This window comes from Pseudomonas sp. 22189 (genome assembly GCF_052045635.1).
Lineage (GTDB): Bacteria > Pseudomonadota > Gammaproteobacteria > Pseudomonadales > Pseudomonadaceae > Aquipseudomonas > Aquipseudomonas parakoreensis.
This window is the reverse complement of the sequence record NZ_JBQEPG010000035.1, coordinates 18,916-44,499: the sequence shown is the minus strand read 5'-3', so window position 1 is coordinate 44,499 and position 25,584 is coordinate 18,916. Positions and strand designations below refer to the sequence as shown.

26 protein-coding genes are annotated in these 25,584 nt (G+C 60.1%); 12 read left to right on the top strand and 14 right to left on the bottom strand.

The genetic code is table 11. The features are described from left to right. On the top strand, window positions 1-576 hold a 576-nt coding region (locus tag ACTJKS_RS25530), incomplete at its 5' end, for a transposase (RefSeq protein WP_440828800.1). Window positions 577-647: 71 nt separating this feature from the next. On the opposite strand, the gene ACTJKS_RS25525 is transcribed toward ACTJKS_RS25530, so the two are convergent. Beyond that, a complete protein-coding gene (locus ACTJKS_RS25525) occupies window positions 648-1,790 on the bottom strand; it encodes an HlyD family secretion protein (protein WP_108183010.1) in 1,143 nt (380 codons plus the stop codon). After that, window positions 1,787-3,442 carry an MFS transporter gene (locus ACTJKS_RS25520; protein ID WP_108183011.1) on the bottom strand — a complete coding sequence of 552 codons (1,656 nt, stop codon included), beginning with the start codon at window positions 3,440-3,442 and terminating at the stop codon, window positions 1,787-1,789. Before ACTJKS_RS25520 ends, ACTJKS_RS25525 begins: the two co-directional genes overlap by 4 nt. Before the next feature lie 248 nt (window positions 3,443-3,690). Between ACTJKS_RS25520 and ACTJKS_RS25515 the strand changes: the two genes are divergently transcribed. Beyond that, window positions 3,691-4,617 carry a polysaccharide deacetylase family protein gene (locus ACTJKS_RS25515; RefSeq protein ID WP_108183012.1) on the top strand — a complete coding sequence of 309 codons (927 nt, stop codon included), beginning with the start codon at window positions 3,691-3,693 and terminating at the stop codon, window positions 4,615-4,617. An 85-nt stretch (window positions 4,618-4,702) separates the two neighbouring features. Here the strand turns inward: ACTJKS_RS25515 and ACTJKS_RS25510 are convergent, their stop codons facing one another. From ACTJKS_RS25510 to ACTJKS_RS25500, 3 genes are all read right to left on the bottom strand, one after another. Beyond that, window positions 4,703-5,503 (bottom strand): sulfite exporter TauE/SafE family protein, encoded by an 801-nt coding sequence (locus ACTJKS_RS25510; RefSeq protein WP_108183013.1) that lies wholly within the window; start codon window positions 5,501-5,503, stop codon window positions 4,703-4,705. 9 nt (window positions 5,504-5,512) lie between these two features. Then, window positions 5,513-6,757, bottom strand: coding sequence for an NAD(P)/FAD-dependent oxidoreductase (locus ACTJKS_RS25505; protein WP_108183014.1), 1,245 nt, complete (start codon window positions 6,755-6,757; stop codon window positions 5,513-5,515). Window positions 6,758-6,926: 169 nt separating this feature from the next. After that, a complete protein-coding gene (locus ACTJKS_RS25500) occupies window positions 6,927-7,268 on the bottom strand; it encodes an ArsR/SmtB family transcription factor (RefSeq protein ID WP_041073332.1) in 342 nt (113 codons plus the stop codon). Between the two features lie 91 nt (window positions 7,269-7,359). Here ACTJKS_RS25500 and ACTJKS_RS25495 point away from each other — a divergent pair, with 91 nt between their 5' ends. Then, window positions 7,360-8,223, top strand: a complete 864-nt coding sequence (locus ACTJKS_RS25495) for an MBL fold metallo-hydrolase (protein ID WP_108183015.1) — start codon at window positions 7,360-7,362, stop codon at window positions 8,221-8,223. A 93-nt stretch (window positions 8,224-8,316) separates the two neighbouring features. Here the strand turns inward: ACTJKS_RS25495 and bkdR are convergent, their stop codons facing one another. After that, window positions 8,317-8,805: a Bkd operon transcriptional regulator BkdR gene (gene bkdR, locus ACTJKS_RS25490; protein WP_027613216.1), complete on the bottom strand. Its 489-nt coding sequence runs from the start codon at window positions 8,803-8,805 to the stop codon at window positions 8,317-8,319. A gap of 185 nt (window positions 8,806-8,990) precedes the next feature. On the opposite strand from bkdR, the gene ACTJKS_RS25485 reads away from it, so the two are divergent. The 5 genes from ACTJKS_RS25485 to ACTJKS_RS25465 all read left to right on the top strand — a co-directional run bounded on the left by ACTJKS_RS25485 (window position 8,991) and on the right by ACTJKS_RS25465 (window position 15,207). Beyond that, on the top strand, window positions 8,991-10,226 hold the full coding sequence (locus ACTJKS_RS25485; protein ID WP_041073337.1) for a 3-methyl-2-oxobutanoate dehydrogenase (2-methylpropanoyl-transferring) subunit alpha: 1,236 nt from the start codon (window positions 8,991-8,993) through the stop codon (window positions 10,224-10,226). A 1-nt stretch (window position 10,227) separates the two neighbouring features. Continuing rightward, window positions 10,228-11,286 (top strand): alpha-ketoacid dehydrogenase subunit beta, encoded by a 1,059-nt coding sequence (locus ACTJKS_RS25480; RefSeq protein WP_041073339.1) that lies wholly within the window; start codon window positions 10,228-10,230, stop codon window positions 11,284-11,286. After that, window positions 11,287-12,567 (top strand): dihydrolipoamide acetyltransferase family protein, encoded by a 1,281-nt coding sequence (locus ACTJKS_RS25475; RefSeq protein ID WP_086792665.1) that lies wholly within the window; start codon window positions 11,287-11,289, stop codon window positions 12,565-12,567. 4 nt (window positions 12,568-12,571) lie between these two features. Continuing rightward, window positions 12,572-13,945, top strand: coding sequence for a dihydrolipoyl dehydrogenase (gene lpdA / locus ACTJKS_RS25470; protein ID WP_262949558.1), 1,374 nt, complete (start codon window positions 12,572-12,574; stop codon window positions 13,943-13,945). A gap of 242 nt (window positions 13,946-14,187) precedes the next feature. After that, a complete protein-coding gene (locus ACTJKS_RS25465) occupies window positions 14,188-15,207 on the top strand; it encodes a branched-chain amino acid aminotransferase (RefSeq protein ID WP_047293591.1) in 1,020 nt (339 codons plus the stop codon). Between the two features lie 135 nt (window positions 15,208-15,342). Here the strand turns inward: ACTJKS_RS25465 and ACTJKS_RS25460 are convergent, their stop codons facing one another. From ACTJKS_RS25460 to ACTJKS_RS25450, 3 genes are all read right to left on the bottom strand, one after another. Beyond that, a complete protein-coding gene (locus ACTJKS_RS25460) occupies window positions 15,343-16,164 on the bottom strand; it encodes a TIGR03915 family putative DNA repair protein (RefSeq protein WP_198758977.1) in 822 nt (273 codons plus the stop codon). Beyond that, on the bottom strand, window positions 16,161-17,381 hold the full coding sequence (locus ACTJKS_RS25455; protein ID WP_174377225.1) for a putative DNA modification/repair radical SAM protein: 1,221 nt from the start codon (window positions 17,379-17,381) through the stop codon (window positions 16,161-16,163). Before ACTJKS_RS25455 ends, ACTJKS_RS25460 begins: the two co-directional genes overlap by 4 nt. A 123-nt stretch (window positions 17,382-17,504) precedes the next feature. Then, window positions 17,505-18,263 carry an ArsR/SmtB family transcription factor gene (locus ACTJKS_RS25450; RefSeq protein WP_108183021.1) on the bottom strand — a complete coding sequence of 253 codons (759 nt, stop codon included), beginning with the start codon at window positions 18,261-18,263 and terminating at the stop codon, window positions 17,505-17,507. A 78-nt stretch (window positions 18,264-18,341) separates the two neighbouring features. Here ACTJKS_RS25450 and ACTJKS_RS25445 point away from each other — a divergent pair, with 78 nt between their 5' ends. After that, window positions 18,342-19,445 carry a cytochrome P450 gene (locus tag ACTJKS_RS25445; RefSeq protein ID WP_108183022.1) on the top strand — a complete coding sequence of 368 codons (1,104 nt, stop codon included), beginning with the start codon at window positions 18,342-18,344 and terminating at the stop codon, window positions 19,443-19,445. Here the strand turns inward: ACTJKS_RS25445 and dmeF are convergent. Together dmeF and ACTJKS_RS25435 are read right to left on the bottom strand one after the other, a co-directional pair. Next, window positions 19,442-20,371 (bottom strand): CDF family Co(II)/Ni(II) efflux transporter DmeF, encoded by a 930-nt coding sequence (gene dmeF, locus ACTJKS_RS25440; RefSeq protein ID WP_108183023.1) that lies wholly within the window; start codon window positions 20,369-20,371, stop codon window positions 19,442-19,444. The genes ACTJKS_RS25445 and dmeF overlap by 4 nt on opposite strands. Before the next feature lie 12 nt (window positions 20,372-20,383). Next, complete coding sequence (locus ACTJKS_RS25435) at window positions 20,384-20,659, bottom strand: metal/formaldehyde-sensitive transcriptional repressor (protein WP_003223990.1); 276 nt, start codon at window positions 20,657-20,659, stop codon at window positions 20,384-20,386. A gap of 443 nt (window positions 20,660-21,102) precedes the next feature. On the opposite strand from ACTJKS_RS25435, the gene ACTJKS_RS25430 reads away from it, so the two are divergent. Both ACTJKS_RS25430 and ACTJKS_RS25425 read left to right on the top strand, forming a co-directional pair. Then, window positions 21,103-22,341 (top strand): S-type pyocin domain-containing protein, encoded by a 1,239-nt coding sequence (locus tag ACTJKS_RS25430; RefSeq protein WP_262949556.1) that lies wholly within the window; start codon window positions 21,103-21,105, stop codon window positions 22,339-22,341. After that, window positions 22,338-22,673: a hypothetical protein gene (locus tag ACTJKS_RS25425; protein WP_262949554.1), complete on the top strand. Its 336-nt coding sequence runs from the start codon at window positions 22,338-22,340 to the stop codon at window positions 22,671-22,673. The genes ACTJKS_RS25430 and ACTJKS_RS25425 overlap by 4 nt, the downstream gene beginning before the upstream one ends. Window positions 22,674-22,755: 82 nt before the next feature. Here ACTJKS_RS25425 and ACTJKS_RS25420 read toward each other — a convergent pair whose 3' ends face one another. After that, complete coding sequence (locus tag ACTJKS_RS25420; RefSeq protein WP_041073359.1) at window positions 22,756-23,094, bottom strand: FKBP-type peptidyl-prolyl cis-trans isomerase; 339 nt, start codon at window positions 23,092-23,094, stop codon at window positions 22,756-22,758. A gap of 163 nt (window positions 23,095-23,257) precedes the next feature. Here ACTJKS_RS25420 and ACTJKS_RS25415 point away from each other — a divergent pair, with 163 nt between their 5' ends. Further along, window positions 23,258-24,370 (top strand): sensor domain-containing diguanylate cyclase, encoded by a 1,113-nt coding sequence (locus ACTJKS_RS25415; RefSeq protein ID WP_262949551.1) that lies wholly within the window; start codon window positions 23,258-23,260, stop codon window positions 24,368-24,370. On the opposite strand, the gene ACTJKS_RS25410 is transcribed toward ACTJKS_RS25415, so the two are convergent. Both ACTJKS_RS25410 and ACTJKS_RS25405 read right to left on the bottom strand, forming a co-directional pair. Continuing rightward, window positions 24,336-24,800 (bottom strand): hypothetical protein, encoded by a 465-nt coding sequence (locus tag ACTJKS_RS25410; protein WP_198758982.1) that lies wholly within the window; start codon window positions 24,798-24,800, stop codon window positions 24,336-24,338. The two genes, ACTJKS_RS25415 and ACTJKS_RS25410, sit on opposite strands and share 35 nt — an antisense overlap. A 101-nt stretch (window positions 24,801-24,901) precedes the next feature. Next, on the bottom strand, window positions 24,902-25,210 hold the full coding sequence (locus ACTJKS_RS25405) for an RcnB family protein (protein ID WP_027613230.1): 309 nt from the start codon (window positions 25,208-25,210) through the stop codon (window positions 24,902-24,904). Window positions 25,211-25,584 lie beyond the last annotated feature (374 nt).

Here is a 25,584-nt window from a genome sequence, read left to right as displayed (position 1 = left end):
GCGATGGTGCGTCGATTGGATGATCTTCAGGAAATGGAGCAGATGGAGCTCAATCGTCTGGATGTGTCCGACGAAAAGGTCAAAGACTCGATCAACTCCGTTCTGCGCCACATCGAAAAAGAGATCGCTGAAACGCACAAAGCGATCAAGAAACACATCGATGATGATCCGGACATGCGCCAGATGCGCGACTTGATCGTGACCATCGACGGTATCGGGCAGAAAACCCTTGAGCGGCTGCTGGCCGAGCTGGGCGACCTGCGCAAATACGACGACCCTCGCAAACTGGTCGCTGCTGCAGGGTTGAACCCTAAGCTGCAGGAGTCAGGAAAACTCAAAGGCAGAACAATTATTTCGAGGGTCGGCTCGGCTCGCGTTCGGGCGGGTCTGTACATGCCAGGCCTGGTAGCGCTGAGGCACAACGAGGCGATCATCGCCATGAAGGAACGCTTGAAGGCCAATGGCAAAGCCCCCAAACAGATCATCTGTGCAGCCATGCGCAAGTTGTTGCACTTCGTCTACGGAGTGCTCAAATCGGGCCAACCATTTGACCCGAAATTGGCACTTGCCCGGTGAGGGGCAAGACGGTATCTACATTGGAATGCGATTCCCTGTAGGAGCTGCCGAAGGCTGCGATCTTTTTGCTCTTAATGCGGTTGTGTGTCGCCCGCTGCGGTGTCGATGCTGACCACCACCGACATCCCCGGGCGCAAGCGTTCCTCCTCCTGCTGATCCGGATCGATGGTGATCCGCACCGGCACGCGCTGGGCGATTTTCACGAAGTTGCCCGTGGCGTTATCCGCCTGCAGCAGGGCGAACTCCGAACCGGTGCCGGGCGAAATGTGCTGCACATGCCCGGTGAACTGGCGGTGGTTCAGCGCATCAACGGTGAAGCGCACCGGCTGCCCGACACGCACGTTGTCCATCTGGGTTTCCTTCATGTTGGCGATCACCCATTTCTGATTTGGCACCAACGCCATCAGCTGCGCGCCGGAGTTGACGTAGGCGCCCAGGCGCACGCCGATCTGCCCGAGCTGGCCGTCTCGCGGGGCGACGATGCGCGTATTCGACAAGTCGATTCGCGCCAGTTGCACCGCCGCTTCAGCGCTGGCCACCGCCGCCTCCAGCGAACCGCGATTGACGATCACCGTCTGCAGATCCTGACGAGCGATTTCGAGGTTGGCCTTGGCCTGCGCCACCCCCGCAATGCTCTGCGCATTGGCCGCGAGCGCCACGTCCATTTCGCGTTTCGACACCGAGCCGTCACTCACCAGCTCCTTGTTACGGCGCAGATCCGCCTCGCTTTTACGCAACTGCGCCTCGCTGTCGGCCACCACCGCCTGACGCAGTTTGATCGTCGCTTCGGCGCTGTTGCGTTGCTGCACCACGTTGGCCAGCGCGGCTTTCTGCACCGCCAGTTGCGCCAGCGACTGGTCGAGGCGTTGCTGATAAATCCGGTCATCCAGGCGCACCAGCAAATCACCGGCCTTCACGTACTGGAAATCCTGCACCGGCACCTCGAACACGTAGCCACTGAGCTGCGGGCCGATGATCGTCACCTGCCCGCGCACCAGGGCGTTTTCCGTAGTTTCGACGGCGCTGCTGAACGGCGGCAGTTGCCAGGCGTAGAGCACGATCAACACGCCGACGATGGCAATCGCGGCAAAGCCCAGTGACGAGATGATCCGCACCCGCAACGAGCGCGGCTCAGTGTTCGGCGAGGACGGCGGCGCCACGCCTTCCGGGGTGGCGGCGATGGCATTGGTGGTTGTGGTGGTCGGTTCGGTCATGAATGGGAGGCACCGTCAGGAGGTACGGAAGGCGCTGGGTCGACGGCTTTGGTGGTGCTCATCAGCCACAGCGCACGAATGGACAGCCAGATCATGGTCAGCACCGCAATCACGGCGATCAGCATGAACACATCGTTATAGGCCAGCACGTTGGCTTCGCGAGTGGCCGCGTTGGCCAGGCTGCGAATCCCGGCGAGGTTGCGCAGACTCGGGTCGGCCAGCAAGCTGCCGTAGGTCGAACCGCCGCTTTGTACGCGCGCAGCCACCAGCGGATCGGACAGCGTCAGGTGCTCGACCAGGTGGCTGGAGTGGAATTTCTCGCGCACGATCTGGAACGTGCCCAACAACGCCGCGCCGAGCAGGCCGCCGAGGTTGTTGCAGATCCCGAACAACACCGAAAAACTCACCAGATTGCGCGGGTTGGTCAACACGTTGCGGGTGCCGAACACCATGGTCGGGCCCAGAAAGAACGTGCTGCCGAAGGCCAGCAGGAACTGGCTGAAATACAGGTTTTGCGGACGGGTCAGGTTGTTGGAAAAACTGTCCATCACCGAGCCGGTGGCCATCAGCGCCAGCGAGATGATCAGCGGCATCAGCAGGTGCTTGGGGTCGATGGTCAGCGCACTGGTCGCCAGCCCGGCGATGCTGCCGATCAGCATCACCACGTAGAGGCTGTGCAGTTGCTCATAACCCATATTGAGGTTCTGCATGAAACCGACGGCGCCGGTGGACTGCTCCGAGGTGACCATGCGAATCAGGGTCACCGCCAGCGCCAGACGGATCATCGTGCCGCTGCCGAGCCAACGGGTCATCAGCATCGGGTTGCTGCGGTTGTGCTCGATGGCCAGGCCCGCGAGGATCAGGGCAATCGAGGCCGCCAGCGCATAGCCGATCCAGTCGGCCTCCAGCCACCAGTCGATCCGCCCCAGCGACAACACCGCGCAGAGCAGTGCCACGCCGCTGGCGAGGATGGCGAAGGTCAGAAAGTCCAGCGGTTCGAAGGTTTTGAAGCGGTCACCGGGCGGCAACTTGAGCAGCAGCACGCAGCCCAGCGACAGCAGCGCCATGCCCAGCTCGAACAGGTACAAGCCACGCCATTCGGCAATCTGCAGCAAGTCTTCGGAGAACAATCGCGCCAGCGGCAAAGCCAGTTGCGAGGCGCCGAGGCCCAGCACCAGCGCCTTCAGCCGCCACTTGGCCGGAAACGCCTGAACCATGTAATACAGACCCAGCGAACTCAGCGCCGCACCGACCATGCCGTGCGCCGCGCGCACGGCGATGGCCGAGCTCAGGTCATTGACGAACAGGTGGCCGAAGGTCACCAGCGCATACAACACCAGAAACACTTCGGTGAATGCACGCAGGCCGAACTGCTGACGAAACTTCACCAGCAACAGGTTCATCGACACGTTGGTCATCACGTACGCGGCCGGCAGCCAGGCCATCTCCGCCGTGGTCGCGCCCAGCGCACCTTGCAGGTAAGGCAGGTTGGCGACCACCAGCGAGTTGCCCAGACCACCGGTCACCGCCACCAACAGCCCGACCAGCGCATAGGCCAGGCGCTTGGGGTTGGAGTGCAGCGGCGTCGAGGGGGAACCGGGCAGACTGGGCTTCTCGTGCGGCTGCCAGTTGCGCGGGGCGTATCGATCCATTGAAAGACCTTGTGCTTGTGTTGCCGGGAGTTTGCCGCAAATGTTGCGGCAAACCCACAATCCTGTGGGAGCTGGCTTGCCAGCGATGGCGGCAGTCGGCTCGGCAAGAGGGTGACCGGCAGCCCGCTCCCACTGGTTCGCGGTGGATTCGTAAATTCTGTTTAAAGGTCTTCTTGCCCGCAACGGATTTTTCCCGCGCCGGGCAACTGCCACCCTTGCAGCCCTTCTCAACCTGCAAGGTGCCCGTTATGACCACGCCCCACCGGCAACGCTCCCCACGCTTTTTAAAAAACCTTGTGGCGGCCGCCCTGCTGCTGCCGGCCCTCGCCTTCGCTCAGGAACGCCCGTGGCCGGACGGTTCGCAACTGGTGATCTCGGTGTCGATGCAATTCGAAACCGGCGGTCAGCCCGAAGGCGCGGAAAGCCCGTTCTCCGGCACGCCGCTGCCCAAGGGTTATCCGGATCTGCCGGCGCAGACCTGGTTTGATTATGGCTACAAGGAAGGCTTGTGGCGGATGCTCGACCTGTGGGATCGCACCGGCATCAAGGTCACCTCGCATGTGGTCGGCGAAGCGGCGCACAAACACCCGGAACTGGCGAAAGCGATTGCTGCGCGCGGCCATGAACTGGCGGCCCATGGCATGCGTTGGGCCGATTCGTACAACATGAGCTACGACCAGGAAAAACAGTTCATCGGCGACGGTGTCAACGCGGTGGAAAAACTTACCGGCCAGCGCTCGGTGGGTTACAACGCCAACTGGCTGCGGCGCAGCCCCAATACGCTGAAGGTTCTGCAAGACCTGAATTTCACCTACCACATCGATGACGTCAGCCGCGACGAACCGTTCGTGACCATGGTCCGTGGCCGCAAATTTGCCGTGGTGCCGTACACCCTGCGCAATAACGACATCGTGCTGATCGAGGGCCGGCATTTCTCCGCCGAGCAGTTCTATCAGCAACTGGTGCTGGAATTTGATCGCCTGTACACCGAAGGCGCGAGCCAGCGGCGGATGATGTCGGTGAGTCTGCACGACCGCATCGGCGGCACGCCGGCGATGGTCGAAGCGATGGAGCGGTTCATTCGTTATGCGCAGGCGCATCCGAAGGTGAGTTTCATGCGCAAGGATCAGATCGCGCAGGTTGTGCTGACCGAGAAAAATCCTTTGATTGATTGAGGAGCAAAATCAAAAGATCGCAGCCTGCGGCAGCTCCTGCAAGGTGTACACCATTGCCATGGAGCTGCCGCAGGCTGCGATCTTTTCAGGCGCGCAATAACATATACCCCGCCACCACCAGACACACACTGGCAAACCCCACCTGCAACGTCCGCGCCGGCACCCGCGCACAAAGCTTGCGCCCGATGATCATGCCGACGATGCTGGCGACGATAAACGCCGCGCCCTGTGCATCAATCCGCACGCCTGCGTGAAACGATCCGATCACGCCAATCGCGGAAATCAGGCTGATCACCATCAGCGACGTCGCCACGATCCCACGCATCTGCACATCGGTCAGTTGCTTGAATGCCGGCACGATCAGGAAACCACCGCCGACGCCGAGCAAACCCGAAACCACACCCGTCACTGCGCCCAATACCGCAAGGGTCGCGGTGCATTTGGCGGTCCAGTCGAAGCGCCCGGTCTGTTCATTGAGCATGCAGTTCTTCTGCCCCCAGCTCGCATGACCGTGGTCGCTCGGCCCCTCTTGCGCACGCTCGCGGCGCAACATCCGCCAGGCGACCATGACCATCAGCAGGCTGAAGAGGATCATCAGAATCTGCTCCGGCAACTGATGCGCGAAATAGATCCCCAGCGGCGAAAACACCGCGCCGAGCGCGGCAATCAGCAGTGCCGCGCGATAGCGCACCAGGCCATGACGCAAACCGTCAATGGCACCGACAGCTGCCGCACTGCCCACGGCGAACAACGCCACGGGCGCAGCCTGGGTCATGCTCCAGCCGAGGCCGAGCACCAGCGCCGGCACCGCGAGAATCCCGCCGCCCGCCCCGGTCAGCCCGAGAATCAGCCCCATCAACACGCCAAACAGACTTGCCAGCAACATACGGAGTTCTCAGTCGACTTTGGACAAACCGGTCAGCCACTCGCGGCCTTTGAGCATGCCGTTCCAGTAGAACCACGGCAGCAGCGTCGCCTTGAGAAACCACGCCGAGCGGCGCGGCACGGTCGCATCAAGGGCGAAGGTCGGCAGCAACTTCCCGCCGTAACCGAACTCGGCGAGGATCACCTTGCCCTTCTCCACTGTCAGCGGACAGGAACCATAGCCGTCGTACTTCAGTGGCAACGGCTGCCGCTTGCGCAGCGCCAGAAGGTTTTCGGCGACGACCACGATCTGCTTGCGCACGGCGGCAGCGGTTTTTGCGTTAGTGGTGCCGCAGATGTCACCGAGGCCAAACACTTCGGGGTATCGCGGATGTTGCAGGCTGTGCGGATTGACTTCGCACCAGCCGGTGGTGTCGGCCAGCGGGCTCTGGGCGATGAACTCCGGCGCGACTTGCGGCGGCACAACATGCAGCAGGTCAAAGGTTTTCGCCTGTGTGGTGACGTTGCCGTCAGCGTCCTTGATCTCGAACCAGGCGGTTTTCGCCGGGCCGTCGACCCTGACCAGATTGCTGTTGAAGGCCAGTTGCGCGTTGTACTTTTCGATGTACTTCATCAGTGGCGGGACGAAAGTCGCGACACCGAACAGCGCGGCGCCGGCGAGATTGAACTCGACGTTGATGTTGTTCAGCACAGCGGTTTTGCGCCAGTGATCGCACGACAGGTACAACGCCTTCTGCGGTGCGCCGGCGCATTTGATCGGCATCGCCGGCTGAGTAAACAGCGCCTTGCCGCCGCGCAGTTTCTGCACCTGATCCCAGGTGTACTGCGCATGCTGATAGCTGTAGTTGGACGTCACGCCATGCTGACCGAGGCTTTCCTGCAGGCCTTCGATCTTCTCCCAGGCCAGACGCAGGCCGGGGCAGACGATCAGGTTCTGGTAGCTGACGCGGCGTTGATCGTTGAGCGTGAGTTGACGTGTGTCGGGATCCACCGCTGTCACCGCCGCCTGAATCCAGGTGGCCTGACGCGGCATCACTTTGCTCATCGGCCGCGCAGTGTCCTTGACGTCATAGGCGCCACCGCCGACCAGCGTCCACGCCGGTTGGTAGTAATGCTGGGCGCTCGGCTCGATCACGGTGATGTTCAGAGTGGGATCACGCTTGAGCAGACTGGCGACAAAACCGATGCCGGCGGTGCCACCGCCGATGACCACGATGTCTGCACTGATGGATGGGCCCCAGTGTTGATCGTTCATTGCTTGTTCCTTATTGCTGCACGCAAGGATTTTTTCGAATCAAACCACTAAACCTGTGGGAGCTGGCTTGCCAGCGATAGGGACTTGTCAGCCGCTATTGATGGCGACTGACACTCCGCCATCGCTGGCGAGCCAGCTCCCACAGGTTTTGTATTGTGTTGGCTGACATTTATGGGTGGCCCCAGCTCTTGAGCACCGCCCCGCAATACAGTCCGGACAGGGTCTTCATCACCTGAATCACTTCAGGGCTGGCCAGGCCGTAAAAGATGTATTTGCCTTCGCGGCGGGTCGCCACCAGGCCTTCATCGCGCAGGATGCCCAGTTGCTGGGACAGCGTCGGCTGGCGCACGCCGGTGATTTTTTCCAGCTCGCCGACGTTGCGTTCGCCCTGAGTCAGCTGGCACAGGATCAACAGGCGATCCTCATTGGCCAACGCCTTGAGCAGCGCGCAGGCCTTGGAGGCGGACGCCCGCAGTTGGGCGACTTCACATTCGGTCAGACTGGATTGCATTTGCACGATGCCTTCAACGTCACTTAAGCTGCGAACATTATGTTTTTAGATAAAGTGTTGCAACCCATTTCCCTGATTCAGGTTGGTGTCCATGCCCGCGCAGATTGAAGCTTTCCTCGACCCCGCCTCTTCGACCTACAGCTATGTGGTCTATGAAGCCGATGGCGGGCAATGTGCAATCGTCGATCCGGTGCTTGATTACGACGGCGCTGCCGGTCGTACCTGCACCGTACAGGCCGACAAAATCATCGCCTTCGTCCGTGACCACCGCCTGCAGGTGCAATGGCTGCTGGAAACCCACGCCCACGCCGACCACCTGTCCGCCGCGCCGTACCTGCGCCGCGAACTGGGCGGCAAGATCGCCATCGGTGAGTCGATCAGCAAAGTGCAGAATGTGTTCAAGGCGCTGTTCAATCTGGAGCCGGAGTTCTGCGTCGACGGCTCGCAGTTCGATCACCTGTTCGCGCCGAACGAGTCGTTCAGGATCGGCAACCTCAAAGCCACCGCCCTGCACGTCCCCGGCCACACCCCGGCAGACATGGCTTATCTGATCGACGGCGAACAGATTCTGGTCGGCGACACGCTGTTCATGCCCGACGTCGGCACCGCCCGCTGCGACTTCCCCGGCGGCGACGCGCATCAGTTGTTCAACTCGATCCACAAACTGCTGGCCTTCCCGGCCAGCGTCAAACTCTACGTTTGCCACGATTACCCGCCAGAAGGCCGCGCCGCGCAGTGCCAGACCACCGTTGGCGAACAGCGCAAGAGCAATATTCATGTGCATGACGGGATCGACGAGGCGGCGTTTGTCGAGATGCGCACCAAACGCGATGCCGGGTTGGGCATGCCGACGCTGTTGCTGCCGGCGATTCAGGTGAATGTGCGGGCGGGGAATTTTCCGGCGGCCGAGGACAATGGTGTGGTTTACCTGAAGGTGCCGATCAACAAGCTCTAAAAGCAAAAGATCGCAGCCTTCGGCAGCTCCTACAGGGACATGGTTTGTGCGTGCCCTGCGTAGGAGCTGCCGCAGGCTGCGATCTTTTGATCTTCAGGACCCGAGGGTCAACCCATTCGCTGGCAACGGCAGCGCCGTCTTGTAGCGCACCTGCTTCAAGGCAAAACTCGAGCGGATATTCGCAACGCCCGGCACCTTGGTCAGAAAGTCCATCATGAACCGCTCCAGCGCCTGAATCGTCGGCACCAGCACCCGGATCAGGTAGTCCGGGTCGCCGGCCATCAGGTAGCACTCCATCACCTCGGGGCGGTCGGAGATCGCCTCTTCGAAATGCTGCAACGCCTCCTCGACCTGCTTCTCCAGACTGACGTGAATGAACACGTTCACATGCAGGCCCAGCAGATCGGCATCCAGCAGCGTCACCTGCTCGCGAATCAGGCCTAATTCTTCCATCGCCTTGACCCGGTTGAAACACGGCGTCGGCGACAGGTTCACCGAGCGTGCGAGGTCGGCGTTGGTGATGCGCGCATTCTCCTGAAGGCTGTTGAGAATGCCGATGTCGGTACGGTCCAGTTTGCGCATGAGACAAAACCACCTGTTTTTTATGTTTATGCAGAATTTCTATCTGCAAATCATCTCCAGCGCAACGAAACAGAGAGAAATATTCTTCTCCGCCGGGCCTATGATTGTTGTAGGACAAGATTTCTTTCACCCAAGAATGATTGCCAGCTCACTACAAGAAATTCACAAGATCGAGCGTAGAAGCCATGACCCAAGCGTATGAACCGCTGCGTCTGCACGTCCCTGAACCCTCGGGCCGCCCAGGCTGCAAAACCGACTTCTCCTACCTGCATCTGACCGATGCCGGCACGGTGCGCAAACCTTCCATTGACGTCGAACCTGCCGACACCGCCGACCTGGCGCGTGGGCTGATTCGGGTGCTCGACGATCAGGGCAACGCCCTCGGTCCCTGGGCTGAAAATGTGCCAGTCGACATCCTGCGCAAGGGCATGCGCGCCATGCTCAAGACGCGGATTTACGACAACCGCATGGTGGTCGCCCAGCGCCAGAAAAAAATGTCGTTCTACATGCAAAGCCTTGGCGAAGAAGCCATCGGCAGCGCCCAGGCCCTGGCCTTGAACATCGACGACATGTGCTTCCCGACGTACCGCCAGCAAAGCATCCTGATGGCCCGCGAAGTGCCGCTGGTCGACCTGATCTGCCAGCTGCTGTCCAACGAGCGCGATCCGCTCAAGGGCCGGCAGTTGCCAATCATGTACTCGGTCAAGGACGCCGGCTTCTTCACCATCTCCGGCAACCTCGCCACTCAGTTCATTCAAGCCGTCGGCTGGGGCATGGCCTCGGCGATCAAGGGCGACACCAAAATCGCCTCGGCGTGGATCGGTGACGGTGCCACCGCCGAATCGGACTTCCACACCGCCCTCACCTTCGCCCACGTTTACCGCGCGCCAGTGATTCTCAACGTGGTCAACAACCAATGGGCAATCTCGACCTTCCAGGCCATCGCCGGAGGTGAAGCCACCACCTTCGCCGGACGCGGCGTCGGTTGCGGCATCGCCTCGTTGCGGGTCGATGGCAACGACTTCTACGCGGTCTACGCCGCTTCCGCCTGGGCTGCCGAACGCGCCCGGCGCAACCTCGGCCCGACCATGATCGAGTGGGTCACCTACCGCGCCGGCCCGCACTCGACCTCCGACGATCCGTCGAAATACCGGCCTGCCGACGACTGGAGCCACTTCCCGCTGGGCGACCCGATTGCCCGCCTGAAGCAGCACCTGATCAAGGTCGGCCACTGGTCGGAAGAAGAGCACGCCGCCGTCAGCGCCGAGCTTGAAGCCGAAGTGATTGCCGCGCAGAAACAGGCCGAACAGTACGGCACCCTCGCTGGCGGGCAGATTCCTAGCGCCGCGACCATGTTCGAAGACGTCTACAAAGAGATGCCGGAGCACTTGAAGCGCCAGCGTCAGCAGTTGGGGATCTGACATGAACGATCACAACAACAATATTCAGTTGGAAACCGCCATGACCACGACCACCATGACCATGATCCAGGCCCTGCGCTCGGCCATGGATGTGATGCTTGAGCGTGACGACAATGTGGTGGTATTCGGTCAGGACGTCGGCTACTTCGGCGGCGTGTTCCGTTGCACCGAAGGCCTGCAGACCAAGTACGGCACCTCGCGGGTATTCGACGCACCGATCTCCGAAAGCGGCATCGTCGGTGTGGCGGTAGGCATGGGCGCCTACGGCTTGCGTCCGGTGGCCGAGATTCAGTTCGCCGACTACGTCTACCCCGCTTCCGACCAGATCATTTCCGAAGCCGCACGCCTGCGTTATCGCTCGGCCGGCGAGTTCACTGCGCCGATGACCCTGCGCATGCCCTGCGGCGGCGGGATCTACGGCGGCCAGACCCACAGCCAGAGCATCGAGGCGATGTTCACTCAGGTCTGTGGTCTGCGCACCGTCATGCCGTCCAACCCGTACGACGCCAAAGGCCTGCTGATCGCCTCCATCGAAAACGATGACCCGGTGATCTTCCTCGAGCCAAAACGCCTGTACAACGGCCCGTTCGACGGCCACCACGACCGCCCGGTGACCCCGTGGTCGAAACACCCCCAAGCTCAGGTGCCAGACGGTTACTACACCGTACCGCTGGACGTCGCCGCGATCACCCGTCCGGGCAAGGACGTGACCGTGCTGACCTACGGCACTACCGTTTACGTGTCGCAAGTGGCTGCTGAAGAATCCGGCGTGGATGCCGAAGTCATCGACCTGCGCAGCCTGTGGCCGCTGGACCTGGACACCATCGTCAAATCGGTGAAAAAAACCGGTCGTTGCGTGGTGGTGCACGAAGCCACCCGCACCTGCGGTTTCGGCGCCGAGTTGGTAGCGCTGGTGCAAGAGCATTGCTTCCATCACCTGGAAGCGCCGATCGAACGCGTCACCGGTTGGGACACCCCCTACCCGCACGCGCAAGAGTGGGCGTATTTCCCAGGGCCGTCCCGAGTGGGCGCGGCGTTGAAACGGGTCATGGAGGTCTGAATGGGCACGCACGTTATCAAGATGCCGGACATCGGCGAAGGCATCGCAGAAGTAGAGCTGTCGCAGTGGCACGTCAAGGTTGGCGATCTGGTCGTTGAAGACCAGGTGCTGGCGGACGTGATGACCGACAAGGCGATGGTCGATATTCCCTCGCCGGTACACGGCAAGGTGATTGCCCTCGGCGGTCAGCCGGGGGAAGTGATGGCGGTCGGCAGTGTGCTGATCAGCATCGAAGTCGAAGGTGCCGGAAACCTGAAGGAATCCGCCGCGCCAGCACCGGTTGCTGCGAAAGAGGCACCTGCTGCGGCGAAAGTTGAGACAGCTGCCGAGAGCAAACCTGCGGCCGCTGCTGCACCGCGTCCGGCACCGGTTTGCCAAGGCCCGATGGTTGCCCGCGAGGCCAATGAACGTCCGCTGGCCTCGCCGGCGGTGCGCAAACATGCGCTGGATCTGGGCATTCAGTTGCGTCTGGTGCGCGGTTCCGGCCCGGCCGGCCGTGTGCTGCACGAAGACCTCGAAGCCTATCTGGCGCAGGGGCAGTCGAACGCTTCGGCACCGCTCGCCGCCGCTTACGCCCAGCGCAACGACGAAGAACAGATTCAAGTAATCGGCATGCGCCGCAAGATCGCCCAACGCATGCAGGACGCCACCCAGCGTGCCGCGCACTTCAGCTACGTCGAAGAAATCGACGTCACCGCCATCGAAGAACTGCGCGCGCATCTGAATGAGAAACACGGCGCCAGCCGGGGCAAGTTGACCTTGCTGCCGTTCCTGGTGCGCGCGTTGGTCGTCGCTCTGCGCGACTTCCCGCAGATGAACGCCCGTTACGACGACGAAGCCCAGGTCATCACCCGCCTCGGCGCAGTGCATGTCGGCGTCGCCACGCAAAGCGATGTCGGCCTGATGGTGCCAGTAGTGCGTCACGCCGAAGCGCGCAGCCTGTGGGACAGCGCCGCAGAAATCTCGCGTCTGGCCAATGCTGCCCGCAATGGCAAGGCCAGTCGCGACGAATTGTCCGGCTCGACCATCACCCTGACCAGCCTCGGTGCGCTGGGCGGCATCGTCAGCACGCCGGTGCTGAACCTGCCGGAAGTGGCCATCGTCGGCGTGAACAAAATCGTCGAACGGCCAATGGTCGTCAAAGGCCAGGTGGTGATACGCAAGATGATGAACCTCTCCAGCTCCTTCGATCACCGCGTGGTCGACGGCATGGACGCGGCGCTCTTCATCCAGGCCATTCGTGGTCTGCTCGAACAACCCGCGACTCTGTTTGTGGAGTGATGCCATGCAAACCTTGAACACCACGCTGCTGATCATCGGCGGCGGCCCCGGCGGTTACGTCACGGCGATTCGCGCCGGACAACTGGGCATTTCGACGATTCTGGTCGAGGGTCAATCGCTGGGGGGCACCTGCTTGAACATCGGCTGCATTCCGTCGAAAGCGCTGATTCATGTAGCCGAGCAGTTTCACCAGACTCAACACCACAACCAGCATTCGGCACTGGGCATCAGCGTTTCCGCGCCGACCCTCGACATCGGCAAAAGCGTCGAGTGGAAGGACGGCATCGTCGATCGCCTGACCACCGGTGTCGCCGCACTGCTGAAAAAGAACAAGGTCCAGGTCATCCATGGCTGGGCCAAAGTCATCGACGGCAAAACCGTCGAGGTCGGCGATACACGTATCCAGTGCGAACATCTGGTGCTGGCCACCGGTTCAACCAGCGTCAACCTGCCGATCCTGCCAATCGGCGGGCCGATCATCTCCTCCACCGAAGCGCTGGCACCGAAAGCGGTACCCAAACGTCTGGTGGTGGTCGGCGGCGGTTATATCGGTCTGGAGCTGGGCATTGCTTACCGCAAGCTCGGCGCCGAAGTCAGTGTGGTCGAGGCGCAGGATCGTATCCTGCCAGCCTACGATGCCGAGCTGACCCAACCGGTGCACGAAGCGCTGAAGCAACTGGGCGTGAAGCTCTATCTCAAGCACAGCGTGCTGGGTTTCGATGGCACCTTGCAGGTGCGTGACCCGAACGGCGACACCCTCAATCTGGAAACCAATCAGGTGCTGGTGGCAGTCGGTCGCAAGCCGAATACGCAGGGCTGGAACCTCGAAGCGCTGAATCTGGACATGAACGGCTCGGCGATCAAGATCGACAACCGCTGCCAGACCAGCATGCGCAACGTCTACGCCATCGGCGACCTGAGCGGCGAACCGATGCTCGCGCACCGCGCCATGGCCCAGGGCGAAATGGTCGCCGAACTGATCAGCGGCAAGCACCGCGAATTCAACCCGACCGCCATCGCCGCCGTGTGCTTCACCGACCCGGAACTGGTGGTGGTCGGCCAGACCCCGGACGAGGCCAAGGCTGCCGGGCTGGACTGCGTCGTTTCCAGCTTCCCGTTCGCCGCCAATGGCCGGGCGATGACCCTGGAATCGAAAAGCGGCTTCGTGCGCGTGGTCGCGCGTCGCGACAATCATGTGATTGTCGGCTGGCAGGCAGTCGGAGCAGGTGTTTCCGAATTGTCGACCGCGTTTGCGCAAAGCCTGGAAATGGGCGCACGCCTGGAAGACATTGGCGGCACCATCCATGCGCATCCGACCCTGGGTGAAGCGGTGCAGGAAGCGGCGTTGCGTGCGTTGGGGCATGCGTTGCACCTTTAAAGATCAAAAGATCGCAGCCTGCGGCAGCTCCTACAGGGGGGTTGCCGATTCTGTAGGAGCTGCCGCAGGCTGCGATCTTTTCAGCGATGGACAAGGATTTTTCATAAGCAGGCTAATAAATCTGCTTTTCCCCCCATCGTCCGGGCTGCGAAACCGCTCCAGAATGAAGTATTGTTGTGCCCATCCAAAAAAACGTCAGAAGCCTGAACCGTTTCGACGGTTGTTCAGTGATAGAGGGTGTCATGGGTAACGAAAGCATCAATTGGGACAAGCTGGGTTTTGACTACATCAAGACCGACAAACGCTATCTGTCGTACTTTCGCAATGGCGAGTGGGACAAAGGCACCCTGACCGAAGACAACGTGCTGCACATCAGCGAAGGCTCGACGGCCCTTCACTATGGCCAGCAGTGCTTCGAAGGCCTGAAGGCTTATCGTTGCAAGGACGGCTCGATCAACCTGTTCCGTCCGGACCAGAACGCCGCGCGCATGCAGCGCAGCTGCGCTCGCCTGCTGATGCCGCACGTATCGACCGAGCAGTTCATCGAAGCGTGCAAAGAAGTGGTTCGCGCCAACGAGCGCTTCATCCCGCCATACGGCACCGGCGGCGCGCTGTACCTGCGTCCGTTCGTGATCGGCGTGGGTGACAACATCGGCGTGCGCACCGCGCCAGAGTTCATCTTCTCGGTATTCGCGATCCCGGTCGGCGCCTACTTCAAGGGCGGCCTGACCCCGCACAACTTCCAGATCTCCAGCTTCGACCGCGCTGCCCCACAGGGCACCGGTGCGGCCAAGGTCGGTGGCAACTACGCCGCCAGCCTGATGCCGGGCTCCCAGGCCAAGAAGGCGCACTTCGCTGACGCTATCTATCTGGATCCGCTGACCCACAAGAAAATCGAGGAAGTCGGTTCGGCCAACTTCTTCGGGATCACCCACGACAACAAGTTCGTCACCCCGAACTCGCCCTCCGTACTGCCAGGCATCACCCGTCTGTCGCTGATCGAACTGGCGAAAACCCGTCTGGGCCTGGAAGTGGTGGAAGGCGACGTGCTGATCGACAAGCTGTCGGACTTCAAGGAAGCCGGCGCCTGCGGTACCGCTGCGGTGATCACTCCGATCGGCGGCATCAGCTACAACGACCACCTGCACGTGTTCCACAGCGAAACCGAAGTCGGCCCGGTCACCCAGAAGCTCTACAAAGAACTGACTGGCGTGCAGACCGGCGACATCGAAGCGCCAGCGGGCTGGATCGTCAAGGTTTGATCTGACGGCCAGTTGTACAAAAGCCCTCCATCAAGTGATTGATGGGGGGCTTTTTGGTTGTGAGAATCAAGATCAAAAGATCGCAGCCTGCGGCAGCTCCTACAGGNCAGGCTGCGATCTTTTGATCTTTTGATTCTATTTCACCGCAATCCGCTTCCCGCCTCGCGCAGCGATCCCGCTGGCCTGACCATTCTGTTGCTTGCCCGTGCGCGCCTGGGTAATCAATCCGGGAATCAACTCCCCTTCCGGCAGATTCTTCCAGAAACGCACCGGCAAGTGCCCTTGCATGACCTTCTCGTTCAACCGCGCCGGGTTGAAGATGTGGCTGTAGTACGTCAGCCACAACTCGCCGTGCGGGTCATCGACGTTCTGCGCCAGTTGCTGCCATTCCAGTGGGCATTGGCGTTGATGGATCAATTGCTCGCCATCGTAATAAACCCCGTCACGCGGGGTGGCGATCAACCAGCGATGCCGGCCCATGCGCCCGATGAAATGCTCGCTGGCGCTGTGCAGGATGTCGTGGGCCGGCTCGTGCCATGCGACGTATTGCGGGCCCGGCTGATCCTGCGGGCGTTCGATGAAACGCACGAACGCATGCAAATGGTGGGCTTCGCGGTGTACCTGCTTGATGCGCCGCTGCAACTCGCTGCCGAGTTTATCGCCGGCCATCATCGCTGTGCGGTCGCCGTGGCTGACTCGCCACAGCACTTCATACAACAGACTCCAGCGCTGGTCGCCCCGGTAGCGCGCGGCTTGCTCCAGGGTATCGAGCAGTGCACGGGGGATACGTGCCTGAAACGGCCCCTGCCCCTCCGGCACCGAGACGTCACTGGCAAACAGATCGCTCACCCCTTCCGACGCCCAGCTCACCAGACTCGGGTCGACTTCATGGCTGAGCAGCCAGCGCGCCTGTTGGCGCCAGGTGTCGAACAGGTCGTCGCAATCGAGATTGATCATCCCCACAATCCCATCTGCTGCGGCTGCGGCCGGTCGCGCAGTTGCTGATAGAGCATGTGGCTGGTGACTTCCGCCTGTTGCGGGTGGTAGTCGCTGGTGATGATGAAGGGCTTGGCCTTGGCCAGCACACAGCGCATGCGCGCCACGTCTTCGTAGCGAATGCGCCGTTGCTGGCGCAATTGCACCAGACGTTCGGTGGTACGCAGGCCAATGCCGGGGATGCGCGCGATCAGCGACGGCTCGGCGCGGTTCAGGTCCAGCGGAAACACTTCGCGATTCTGCAGCGCCCAAGCCAGTTTGGGGTCGATGTCCAGCGCCAGATTACCCGGGCCCTTGAGCAACTCATCTGCGTTGTAGCCGTAGCTGCGCAAGAGGAAATCGGCTTGATACAGACGGTGTTCGCGCATCAGCGGCGGCGCGGCCAGCGGCACGCTTTTCGGGCTGTCGGGAATCGGACTGAAGGCCGAGTAGTAGACGCGGCGCAAGCGGTAGTTGCCATACAGCGACTGAGCGCTGTGCAGGATCGTGCTGTCGTCGGTGTCATCGGCGCCGACGATCATTTGCGTACTTTGCCCGGCGGGGGCGAATTTCGTCGATCGCGGTTCGTTGAGCACCGTTTGCACGCCAGTGTAAATGGTGTTCATCGCTTGCTTGATCGAACCGATCTGTTTCTCCGGCGCCAGGGTTTGCAGGCTGGCATCGGTGGGCAGTTCGATATTGACGCTGAGGCGATCGGCATAACGCCCGGCCTCCTCGATCAACGCCGGGTCGGCCTCGGGAATGGTCTTGAGGTGGATGTAGCCGCGAAACTCGTGCTGTTCGCGCAACAGCTTTGCCACGCGTACCAGTTGTTCCATGGTGTAGTCCGCCGAACGGATGATCCCCGAACTGAGAAACAGCCCGCTGACGCAGTTGCGCCGGTAGAAATCCAGGGTCAGCGTGACCACTTCCTCGGGGGTGAAGCGTGCGCGCGGCACATCGCTGGAGCGGCGGTTGACGCAATATTGGCAGTCGTAGAGACAGAAATTGGTCAGGAGGATTTTCAGCAGCGACACGCAACGACCGTCCGGCGTGTAGCTGTGGCAGATGCCCATGCCATCGGTCGAGCCCAACCCGGTCTTGCCCTCGGAGCTACGCTTGGGCGCACCGCTGCTGGCGCAGGAAGCGTCGTACTTGGCGGCGTCGGCGAGAATGCTGAGCTTGTCGATGATTTGCATGGCGGAGACTCGATACTGGTTATGCGTACAGTATCGAGTCTATTGGATTGGCACAAGGTGCAAAACGGGATCAAAAGATCGCAGCCTTCGGCAGCTCATACAGGGACTGAGCAGCGCCGAGAATTATCGGGTGTACGCGATTACTGTTGGAGCTGCCGCAGGCTGCGATCTTTTGACCTTCGCGTCTAACGGCAACTCAAGACCAAACCGCGTATCTATTGCCTTTCGCCCCGCCACGGTCAATGCCAACGCCCGACTATCAAGATCCTGCGTCACCCACTTGCGTTTCAACGCCATCTGCAACAACGCCGCACCCAACGAACCGCCCAGATGCGGCCGACGCATGCTCCAGTCCAGGCACGGGCAAGCGAGCTTGCGGCGCAAGGTACTCAAGTCCTGTACCTCAATACCCAAATCCACGAACAGCGCCTCGCCACTCTCGCTCAAGCGATAAGCCCGCTCGTCGGTTTCCACCAGCCATCCCGCCGCGAGCAAACGGTCATGCAGCAACACCGCCAGCGTGCCAGCCATATGGTCATAGCAGGTGCGCGCGAATTGCAGACGATCTGGAGTGTGCGGCTTGAAGCTCGGCACGGCGTTCTGGCCGATCACCATCAACGCTTCCAGCGCCTGCGCCACCCGTTGATCAGCGAGGCTGTAATAACGATGGCGGCCCTGCACGTGCAAGCGCACCAGCGACAGATCCTTGAGTTTGGCCAAGTGCGCGCTGGCAGTGGAGGCACTGACCTCGGCAACGGCGGCCAATTCAGTGCTGGTGCGGGCGTGGCCGTCCATCAGCGAGCAGAGGATTTTGGTGCGTGCCGGTTCGGCGATGGCGGCTGCCACCTGCGAAACGCCGATGTCTTGATGTTCTGCGTGCATATTTCGCTCCCCGACGAATCGTCGCCGCTGCGAACTGAAGATACTCGCATCACTTTCCCGACGACAAGGTTATGAACCATGGACCCGATCATCGCTGCGACGCATGCCGATCCCTACCCTTACTACGCCAAACTGCGCGCCGAGGGCGGACTGACCTTTGATCATGGATTGAGACTGTGGGTCGCCAGCAGCGCCCGAGCGGTGCGTGCGGTGCTGACGCATGCCGATTGTCGGGTGCGGCCGCTGCAGGAACCGGTGCCCAAGGCGATTGCTTCGGGGACGGCCGGCCAGGTATTCGGGCAGTTGATGCGGATGAACGACGGCGAACGTCAGCGCTGCCCACGCTCTGCGATGGAACCGGCGCTGCAGTTGATCGATGACGTTCAGGTACGCGCATTGGTGGCAGCACGGCTGATGACCGCGGACGCCGACGGCTTATATAAGGCGATGTTTCGCGGCCCGGTGTGCGTGGTCGCGACGCTGCTCGGCTTCACCCCGGCGCAAGGCCGGGCGATCAGTGAGCTGACGGCGGATTTCGTCGCCTGCCTGTCGCCGTTGAGCAATGACCTGCAACTGGCGGCGGCGCATGCGGCGGCTGAGCAATTGCGCGGTTATTTCATCGAGTTGCTCGCTGAAGCCAACAGTGATTTGCTCCAGGCTATCGAGCAGCGATTCGCAGGGGACAAAGAACCCCTGACCGCCAACCTGATCGGTCTCTGCTCGCAGACATTTGAGGCGACAGCCGGGCTGATCGGCAATGCACTGATAGCGCTGCAACGTCAGCCCGAGTTACGTGGCGCCTCTGTGGACGCACTGTTGGCCGAGGTTCAGCGCTTTGATCCGCCGGTGCAGAACACTCGACGCTTTGTCGCACAGACTTGCGAGATCGATGGCGTGCGGCTCGAGGCTGGCGAGGTGATTCTGGTGCTGCTGGCCTCGGCCAACCGCGATCCCTTGTTAAATGCAGAGCCCGACCGGTTTCTGCTGGATCGTCCTGACCGGCGCAGTTTCAGCTTTGGCAGCGGCCGGCATCAGTGTCCGGGGCAGACACTGGCGCTGAGTATTGCCGCTGCGACTGTCAGAAAAATCCTTGATCAGGGTATGAATCTGCAACAACTGACGTGGCATTACCGCCCTTCCCTCAACGGGCGGATTCCACTGTTCAGCGCAGTGCGACCTTAAGCGCTACGCAACTCGATGGTCAGGTGCGACAGCTCATGCACCGGCGCCAGCCGTTCGCGAATCGCCTCCGCCGTCACGCCCGCCGCCGCGACCACACTGACAATCGCCGCCCGCGCCTGCGGGCCGACCTGCCAGACATGCAGATCGCTGATGCGTACATCGTCGGAGGCTTCCAGCAACTCGCGGATCTCCGCCGCCACCGGCTCGTCGGTGGTGTCGAGCAGCACGGCGGCGCTGTCGCGCATCAGGTTGTAAGCCCATTTCGCGATGACAATCGAACCGACAATCCCCATCGCCGGGTCCAGCCATACCCAACCGAGATAGCGCCCGGCCAGCAACGCGGCAATCGCCAGCACCGAGGTCAGGGCATCGGCCAGCACATGGACGTAGGCCGAGCGCAGATTGTTGTCGTGATGGTGATGATGATCATGACCGTGGTCATGCTGATGGCCGTGGTCATGGCCGTGATGGCCCATCAACAGGAAGGCGCTGAGGACGTTTACGCCCAAGCCGACAATCGCAATAACAGTGGCTTCGCCAAACGCCACGGTGGTCGGTTCGAACAAACGAAAAATCGACTCGCCGGCAATGCCCAGCGACACCAGCCCCAGCACCATCGCCGAAGCAAATCCGGCCAGATCGCCGACTTTGCCGGTGCCGAAACTGTAGCGGCGGTTGTTGGCATTGCGCCGGGCAAAACCATAGGCTGCCGCGGCGATACCCAACGCGCCGGCATGGGTCGCCATGTGGAAACCATCGGCCAGCAGGGCCATGGAGCCGGTGATGTAGCCGGCGGCGATCTCGCCGATCATCATCACGAACGTCAGCGCCACCACCCACAAGGTGCGGCGGGCGTTTTCGTCGTGAGATGCGCCGAGAAACTGGTGATCGTGGCTGAAACGCTCAGCGCTTGGGGTCAGGCTCATGATGCGGATGCTCTATTTGGAATAACGGCGGATGGCTTGCAACAGATCTTCGGCGCCCTGAGCGCGCTGTTCGTCGGTGAGGTCGGGATGCGCCACGTGCTCACGGGTGTGGGCCTCGATGAACTGCTCCATCAACCCGTTGACCGCCCCGCGAATCGCCGCCACCAGGTGCAAGGTCTTGGCGCAATCGGCATCGCCTTCCAGCGCTTTCTCCACCGCCTGCACCTGCCCGGCAATCCGCCGCACGCGGTTGAGCAACTCGTCTTTGTGTTCGTGAATGTGCGACATACCTATACCCCCTACCCCTATATGGCGCGCATAATCGCCGATGGCTTGGGCAATCGCAAGTTCGGTGAGCATTCAAGGGATGAACGGGATGCTGAAAGCGATTTCACTCCCACTGTGGGAGCGAGCCTGCTCGCGCAGGAGCCCTCTCTACTATCGAATATCCGAAGGTCAAACCCGGGAAAAAAGGCTGATCCATGAAGAGTTACTCACACGAATCCAAGCGCTTTTTCAAGCGTCTGCTTGCCTAACTGATGCGCACACTTACTCAGTCAAGCCTCGACGATTTACTTAACGGTTGGATGGGTAAATTAAGCTGCGATACCACAAACTTGATTTTTTACATTTGTAACAATCACTTGGATTTCAGACCCTTCCTACAGCTATAAAAAGCATCTTCATATAGCGTCCGCATCGCTTTCAAAAACGATGTAACAAGGACACTGATGGTGCGTAAAAAAGATATACCCCGTGTTCAAAACCCACCGACTGGTGACGGTCACCACATTACCAGCCGCTACATGACAATCAGCGAACTGGCGGAGAGGGAGGCAAGACAATCTGCTTATGACGATATGCTGGCCAGGCAGCAGGCGTATGAAGATCGATTGATCAAACAACCGCTAAAGTATCAGCGCGCTGTTAAAGGCTGTGTGTTTACCAAAAGCTGCAAACTTCCTGATGGTGTTATCAATCACACTAGCCCCGCCGGGTTTATACCGGTAGAGAGGCTGGCCGACTTTGGAGAGTTTTCCCTGCTAGGCGGCCGCGAACGAGACGCCGTCGGAAACATACCGCTGAAAAAAATCTGCGGCAGCCACTTGCCCAACTCAGCAGGAACGCTTGCTCTAGGTTTGACTGCCGTAGCAGGCACAAGTGGTAGCGCAGTGAACGGTGCAGCCGTTGCGACTGGAGGTGTTGGCGCTGGAGCATTACTCGGAATAGTCGCACTGCTTTGGCCATCGAGTTTGGGCGACAGTTCTCTGTACACAGAAGAACAACTCAAATCACTCGACAAAGGCCGAACTCGTGTCCGACTGCACGTAGAACAACAGCCTGATGGCACTCTGAAAGGGTACGGATATAACACCCAGACGCGCAGTGATTGGGAGATGATTCCTGTCGTAAAGTTCGTCGAGCAAGGAACGCAACAAGTTGCGGACTTCGGTAATGGGGCAGCACTGATCTGGACTCCCGTTGTTGACCCTTCCAGTACCACGGGAATCCCGCCACTGGAAAGTGCGCCGCAAGCGCCACAGATATGGATTTATCCGCCGACAGAACAGGCGGACAAAATCATCGTCAACCCGATTTATCCGCCGCAATATCAGGACTTCATTCTGGTGTTCCCGGCCAACTCAGGGATCAAACCGCTTTATATTGTCCTGGCGCTTGAATTCGACGCGGCGAGTTACCACGGAAAAAAAGATACACCCGTGAAAAGTAAGGGGCCTACCAATGGTCAGGAAGCATTGGAAAACTCTGTTCAGGTAAAGCCCACATCGCCCCGCCGAATTGGTGTCGATCCGGATACAAATGAGCTAGTTGTCTTTGACCGCACGGGCGGAGATATCTACCACGGCCACGTACGGGCATGGGATAAACTTCATCAAGATATGAAAAATGCACTGATCAAAGCCAAAAAAGTAGACAACAAAGGCAATATCCTCGGAGCAAAAAAATGAGCCTCATTTATCAAGACCCATCACTCAGCCATGATGAAGCCATAAGACGCCTCGCCAGCGACGTGGACGAAAGTGTCGTTTCCGCTCTGGTGTCTATCGGTCTGAACGAAACCGACAGAGCCTGGGCTCAAGACACCTGCCTGAAATATCTCACCAACAAAACTGAAGCGATTGTGGCATCTGCGATTACCGCTCTCGGCCACATCGCTCGCCGCCATGGCGAAATGAATACCGAAACCGTCCTGCCCGCGCTCGAAACCGTTCAGAGGAAGTTCCCTGCTCTGAAGGGCATAATTGAAGACACGCTTGACGATATCCACACATTCACCTGACCCGCCGGACGAGTGCTCAAATTACAGAGATTGGGATGAGGGTCCCCACCCCTCATCCGGACAGCTTCGACACTCGCTATCCTCAATCCTCCCGCGTCAAAACCTCCAGCAACTCAATCTCAAACACCAGATTCGAATTCGGCGGAATCTTGCCCATCGTTCGTTCGCCGTACCCCAGATGCGCTGGCACCAGCAGCTTGCGCTTGCCGCCCACTTGCATGCCCATCAGCCCCTGGTCCCAGCCCTTGATCACCCGGCCCGTGCCAATCACGCACTGGAAAGGTTTGCCTCGGCTGTGGGAAGAGTCGAATTCGCTACCGTCTTCCAGCCAGCCAGTGTAGTGGGTGGTGATCAGTGCGCCTTTGACGGCGGCCTTGCCCTCGCCCACCTGGAGATCGATTACCTGCAGTTCATCATTCATGCCATTCACTCTATTGTTCAGCTGGCCGCCGTTTTCCCAGAAATGGCGGCTGTTCGCAACTCATTAACGAAGATTGGCGCTGTATCCGAAGTGACTGACAACCCATTAAGATAGCCAACCGCCATTACTTCACGGATCGATTGTTCATGCTGGCAGTTCCCGAATGACTGACCTCTGGATCAGCCTTGCCCTTGGCGTTGTCATGCTTGGATTGATCGCTGTCCTGATCTGGCGCGAGCGCGGTTTGCGCAAGCAACTGGACGAATACCGCGAGCTGCTGACCCGCGCCACCGAACGCCAGAACATCCACCAGGACGGTGACGCCGAGCGTTTCAAACGCAGCCAGTACTTTGCCCGTATCGGCACTTGGGATTGGGAAGTCGACACCGACCGGCTGTATTGGTCGGACGCGATCTACGGCATGTTCGGGTTCAAGATCGGCGAGATCACACCGTCTTATGCGCTGTTCTGCGCCTGCGTGCACCCGGACGACCGCGTCAGAGTGCGCGACGGTGAATTGCGCTGTCTGGAGACCGGTGAAAACCACGACGAGGAATACCGCGTGGTCTGGCCCGACGGCACGATTCGCTGGCTGCGGGAAACCGGCAATGTGGTGCGCAACGATCACGATGCGGTGATCAAGATGATGGGTGTGGTGCGCGACATCACTGAGGAAAAAGCCTCGGCGAGTTACCTTCAGCACCTCGCCCACTTCGACCCGTTGACCGGTCTGCCCAATCGCCTGGTGCTTGAAGAGCGTTTATCCGAAGCACTGGAACAGGCGCGCCGCAGCCTGACCCGCGTGGCACTGGTGTTTATCGATCTCAATGGTTTCAAGGCGATCAACGACCATTACGGTCATGCCGCCGGCGACCGCGTGCTGATCACCACTGCGACGCGTCTGAAACGCATCCTGCGCGCCACCGACACCGTCGCGCGGATTGGCGGCGACGAATTCGTGGTGATCCTGCAAGGCCTGGCCCCGAGCCTCAACCTGCAGGAGGAAGCCCGCAGCATCTGTCAGAAGATTTTCATCGAACTGTCGCCGCCGATCAGCATCGGCAACGACCAGCGCCACATCGGCACCAGCCTTGGCGTCGCGGTATTTCCGGACCATGCGCCAACCATGGACCGACTGCTGCACATTGCCGACCTGGCGATGTATGAGGCCAAGCGCAGTGGGAATAATCAGTATCGATTGGGGGGTGGGCAGGTATTAAATCAGGGTCGAGTGGAGTTGCTCAGTCAGGAGGCAAGCCAAATACGACACCATTGAAAGTATGGGTACAACATTGGCAATGGGGTTTCATCTCCTCGGCCTTCAAATCCGGGTTGACGATTTGCAGGCACTTTTGCTCATCGACGTACAGACCACTGAAGTAGCTCGACTCACCCACTCGCACGATCTCCTCGCGATCGTCTTCATGGATGGACACGATCCAGAACACTGGCTCCGGGCGATCAAGGCGCGCCACCGCCTCACTGTAAATCTCATCCCAGTTACCTCCGACGCGAGATAACAGAAAGCGAAATAATGGGGTGTAATCGTAGCCGTGATGCTTGATCCCGTGCATCGAACCCCGCGTTGCCTCGCTGCGCCTCTCGGCTTTGGTATTGCGCTCATACCGATAGTGGCTGCCCTGATTGTTGCGCCAGACGTTGTGGGCAGTGGTATTTACCTTGCGATAAAGCGGTTTCTTTTCCAACGATTGCTCCTGACATCCAGTCACTCGAAACGCCTTTCGGGTTTTACTCGAATGGCGCCCGAATGCAATCGACCGTCCATGGCCAATTGTTGCCGAAGTGCTTAACGCTCGACAGGCTGCATCTCGACAATGGTGCCGTTGGTGATCATGACCATCACGTACTTGTCGTTGATCTGCACCCACTGCGCCTGGTCGACCGGTGCTTTCAAGCCTTTCTGTTTCCAGTTTTTCAATGCCTTGTCGCTGCGCTGATAAATGTCTGGAGCGCGGTCGTTGACCTTCAATTCACGGTCGCTGGTCGGCGATTGGACGGTGGGTTCGCTTGAGGTTTGCGCCGCTTGAACAAGTGGGCTGATCCCGGCAATGCCGGCGACGAGGGCCAGGCTGGCGATTAGGGTTTTGCTGTTCATCGGTGAACCTCCTTCAGGTGTGTGATGCCTGTACTCCGACTGCGGAGGACTGGAATCATTCCTTGTTTTTTGCGTGGACTGGCCGGGGATTGTAGTTGTCCGTGAGGCCGCTATCGCTGGCAAGCCAGCCCCCACAGGTTTTCTTGGTGTTGCAGGAACAGCGCGTACACCGCAAAACGGTGGGAGCTGGCTTGCCAGCGATGGCGTCGGCACATTCAGCCTCTTCATTACCTGACACACCGCTTTCGCGAGCAGGCTCGCTCCCACAAATAGGGGTGTTTCAGGGGATTGATCCACTTTGCACATCAATCCATGCCAACAATGCAATTAACATCCTGTTACAGCTGCGCGACCATCCGCCGCAATAACAACCG